This is a genomic window from Longimonas sp. (assembly GCF_046498435.1).
Classification (GTDB): domain Bacteria; phylum Bacteroidota; class Rhodothermia; order Rhodothermales; family Salinibacteraceae; genus Longimonas.
The window spans coordinates 1-4,523 of record NZ_JAWOAR010000306.1 but is presented as its reverse complement, the minus strand read 5'-3'; the positions used below and the strand labels follow the sequence as shown (position 1 = coordinate 4,523).

Below are 4,523 nucleotides of genomic sequence, written 5' to 3'. Positions count from 1 at the left end.
CGGGCGCTTCGTCGGAGGGCGACTCGTCGCCCTCGTCAACCACTTCAATGCGGACCTCCGCCAGTCCGTCAGCGATCATGTCGATGTCGCGCGCCGCACGCTGCGACAGGTCGATGATGCGTCCGTCTACAAACGGTCCGCGATCGTTGATGCGCACCGTAACCTGTTCGCCGGTGTCGATGCGGGTCACGCGCACTCGTGTCCCGAACGGCAGCGTGCGATGGGCAGCGGTGTACGCGCTGTTGTCGAAGGTTTCGCCGTTGGCGGTGGTGCGTCCGTCGAACTTGTCGCCGTAGTAGCTGGCAACGCCCGTGGCGGTGGCGCCAGACTCGTGCGCCATAGAGCCCGTGCTGGTGCAGCCAACCAGAACACTGCCTAACCCGACAACAAGAACAGCCAGCAGGAATCGCATCGTGCACAAACTCCAGTACAGGGCAAACAGCGAGCAGGTATCAGTCTGCGGTCGTTGGTGAGGGCGAGGAAACCGTGTCCGGCTCACGCGTGGCAGCCCCCTCCTCCAGCACCTCCAGCGTAACGGATACAACGCCTGCGTCGATCATGTTGAGAGCTTCGGCCGCGCGCCGCGACAGATCCACAATGCGTTCGCGTTGTTGCGGTCCGCGATCATTGATGCGCACAATGACCTTATCGCCGGTATCCACGCGGGTAACGCGCACCTTTGTGCCAAATGGCAGCGTGCGATGGGCGGCGGTACGCGCATTCGGATTGTACGGCTCGCCGCTGGCGGTGGCATTGCCTGCCAGGTGGTCGGCATAGTAGCTGGCCAACCCGTCGGCATCGGGATGCGCCGTCTGCGACCCTCCGTTCGTGCAGCCGATGAGGCCGGTGATCAAAACGATAAGCATCAGCCAGCGGAGCATAGCGCGTGGTGTGTTTCGGATACCACAAGCGAACGTCGAAAGCGCACAAAAGCATGCACCAGCTAAATATAACAGGGAACGAGGCAAGGTGCCACCGGCGGTGACTGAACGATTGCATGTTGAGCAGCACGGACGTAGAAAAAAACATCACGATACCGTCTTTCTCCGTCATCCTGACAGAGCGGAGCGGCGGAAGGATCTCAGCACGTGTTGTGCTATAGGTTCAGAAGTCGCACAGCCCCCCCAACGCCCGTCATCCAGATCCTGAATCGAGTTCAGGACAGGCAAGGCGCCCCTGGCGCCGCTGATCCGGGATCTTTTGTGGACTTTCATGACAATCACTCGCCCGTGCTACTCAAACATTGACCTGTGACATGACACGAGGGGGCGACGACACCGCCTGATATGTGGACGCGTCTCCGGTACTTCGGGGGCAACATGCACAAGACTGTAGGTCCATCCCCGTCGCTCTGTGAAGAAAAGCGCTTTCGACGCGGTGGTAGCGCTTCCGAAAGGGCGTGAGCAGTCACAAACCCAAACCTCACTGTATCTGCATGGTAGCTTCATTTCCTTTTGGGTTCATCTATACTTCGCTTCCAGCGGACTTACCGCTTGCTCCGTATGTCTACCTACGCCGATGCGCTGTCTGTCGATCGCGAACGGGATGCCTGTGGCCTCGGCTTTGTCGCGCACATGAACGCCGCTCCCTCACACGCCGCAGTCGATGAGGGGCTGTCGGTGCTGGAGCAGTTGGAGCACCGAGGGGCCTGTGGATGCGACGGCACTACCGGCGATGGGGCAGGCGTGCTGATCCAGATTCCGGATGCGTTCTTCCGACAATGGGCACACAATCAATCGATCGACCTGCCCGAGCCGGGGGCGTACGGCGTGGGTACGCTCTTCCTCCCGAACGACCGTCCGCTGCGCACCGCCTGCATCCAGCTCGCCGAATCCACCCTGCAATCCAATGACCTTTCGGTGCTCGGCTGGCGCACCGTGCCCACCGAATCGCATGTCCTGGGCAACGTGGCTACCGAAAACGAGCCGACCATCGTGCAGTGCGTGGTGGTGCCCACGGGCGAGCGTCCGTCGAGGTCTGCATTCGAGCGGAAGCTGTACGTGGCGCGCCGCAGCATCGAGCGGCAGATCCGGACACGCCTGCCCGAGGCCGCCGCCACCATCCACGTGGCCAGCCTGTCGGCGCAAACCATGGTGTACAAGGGGATGCTGACGGCCGGTCAGCTGCGCGGGTACTTCCCCGACCTGTCGGCTCCGGCGCTGATGAGCGCGTTTGCGCTGGTGCATGCGCGCTTCAGCACCAACACGCTGCCCCGCTGGTCGCTCGCGCAGCCGTTTCGTCGCATCTGCCACAACGGCGAAATCAACACCCTGCGCGGCAACGTCAACCGGATGCGGGCCCGCGAGGCGCAGTTCGGGGCGCACCCTTTTGGCGATGCCCTCGACCGCATCCGCCCGGTGCTCGACCTGAATGCCAGCGATTCGTGCATCGTCGACAGCGCGGTGGAGGTGCTGCTGCACAGCGGACGCCCGCTGCCCCACGCCCTGCGCATGCTGATCCCGCCCGCCTGGGAGCACAACGACGAGCTTTCCCCGCAGGAGCGCGCCTTTTTTCAATACCACGCCTGCCTCACCGAGCCGTGGGACGGCCCAGCGGCCATCTCGTTTGCCGACGGCTCCCACATCGGTACGGTGCTCGACCGCAGCGGTCTGCGCCCGGCGCGCTACCTCGTGACCGACGACGACCGCGTGGTCATGGCGTCGGAAGCAGGCGCGTTCGATGTGCCCGACTCGCAGATTGTGCAGCAGCAGCGCCTGGGTCCGGGTGACATGACCGTGGTGGATCTGGACACGGGTTCGCTCATCACGAATACCCAGCTCATTGAGCGCCTTGCCGCGAAAAAGCCGTACCATACCTGGGTTGAGACGCACCTCCAAACCCTCGACGATGCGTCACATCCCCCTGAACCCGCCTCCAGCACACGCAACGGCCACGCAACGAATGGCACCGCCAACGCATCTCTCGACGGCGATTCCGACGCGCTGCACCGCATGCTGCGCACATTCGGGTACACACAAGAAGACCTCGACATGCTAATCGGTCCGATGGGCGAAACCGGAAGCAGCCCCATCGGCTCCATGGGCGACGACACCCCAATTGCCGCACTCAGCGAGCGTCCGCGCCTGCTCTACGACTCCTTCCGGCAGCTCTTTGCGCAGGTCACGAACCCGCCGCTCGATGCCATCCGCGAGGAGCTCGTAACCAGCCTGTACACGTACCTGGGTCCCGAAAAGAGCCTGCTCGAAGAAACCCCCGAACACGCTCAGGCGCTGCGCCTGGACGACCCGATTCTTACGCCTGCCCGGCTTCGCCGCGTATCCGCCCGCCTCAACACCGCTACGCTGGATGCCACCGTGTCGTGCACCAGCACGCTTCAGGCCGCCCTCAACCGGCTGTTTGCGGATGCGGACCGGGCGCTGCACAACGGTGCTGAACTGCTGGTCGTGTCGGATCGTGCCCGTTCCAACGATCGCTTTCCGATGCCCATGCTGCTGGCCGTGGCCGGACTGCACCATCATCTCATACGCGCCGGCACCCGCACGCAGGCCAGCCTCATTGTGGACGGGCTGGAGCCGCGCGAGGTGCATCACGTGTGCTGTCTGCTGGGATACGGAGCCGAGGCGATCTGTCCACGCGGCGCGCTGGCTACCGTGCGGCATCTGGCGGCCACGACCGACCTGCAGGGCACGCCCCACGAGGCCGCTACCCGCTACCGGAAGGCGCTCAACAAGGGCATCCTCAAGGTGATGTCGAAGATGGGCATTTCGACCTTGCAGAGCTATCAGGGCGCGCAGATCTTTGAGGCGCTCGGGCTGCACAACGAGGTGATCGACGCCTACTTCACCAACACCCCAAGTCGCATTGGTGGCGCCCGGCTCGATGCCATCGAAGCGGCGGCTCGCGAGCGACACGCCATGGGCTATCCGTCGGCCCGTTCGTCGGCTCCTGCGAGCGCATCGGACCTGGATGTGGGCGGGCGCTACCGCTGGCGCCGAACGGGCGAGCAGCACGCGCTCTCGCCATCGGCCATTGCCGCGTTGCAGCATGCCACCCGCAGCAGCGACGCCGACAAGGCACGCTACGAGACGTTTGCCGCCTCCGTGAACCAGACCGGTTCAAACGCCCGTGACCTGCGGGGGCTGCTGCAGATTGTGGATGCCAACGGCCACGCGTGTCCCATCGACGAGGTAGAGCCGTGGACGTCCATCGTGCAGCGCTTTAAGACGGGGGCCATGTCGTACGGCTCCATTGGGGACGAGACGCACCGTACGCTCGCTGAAGCCATGAATCGCATCAACGGACGCAGCAACACGGGCGAGGGCGGCGAGCATCCCGAGCGGTATCCCGACGCCCATCCTGCGCGCAGTGCCATCAAGCAGGTGGCCTCGGGGCGGTTTGGCGTGACGCTGCCGTATCTGACGAGTGCCGACGAGATCCAGATCAAGATGGCGCAGGGGCCAAGCCGGGCGAGGGGGGACAACTGCCTGGCGAGAAGGTCTATCCGTGGATTGCAGAGGTGCGCTTTTCGATGCCGGGCGTGCCGCTGATTTCGCCGCCGCCGC

The 4,523-nt window shown here is 64.1% G+C and carries 1 protein-coding gene and 2 pseudogenes; 1 reads left to right on the top strand and 2 read right to left on the bottom strand.

Features of this window, described 5'->3' with window-relative positions:
- Both R6U20_RS11795 and R6U20_RS11790 read right to left on the bottom strand, forming a co-directional pair.
- On the bottom strand, nucleotides 1-340 hold a 340-nt coding region (locus tag R6U20_RS11795), incomplete at its 3' end, for a septal ring lytic transglycosylase RlpA family protein (protein WP_410338054.1).
- Nucleotides 341-515: 175 nt separating this feature from the next.
- Nucleotides 516-881 (bottom strand): annotated as a pseudogene (locus tag R6U20_RS11790) (septal ring lytic transglycosylase RlpA family protein); the annotation flags it as partial.
- Between the two features lie 621 nt (nucleotides 882-1,502).
- On the opposite strand from R6U20_RS11790, the pseudogene R6U20_RS11785 reads away from it, so the two are divergent.
- Nucleotides 1,503-4,523 (top strand): annotated as a pseudogene (locus tag R6U20_RS11785) (glutamate synthase central domain-containing protein); the annotation flags it as partial.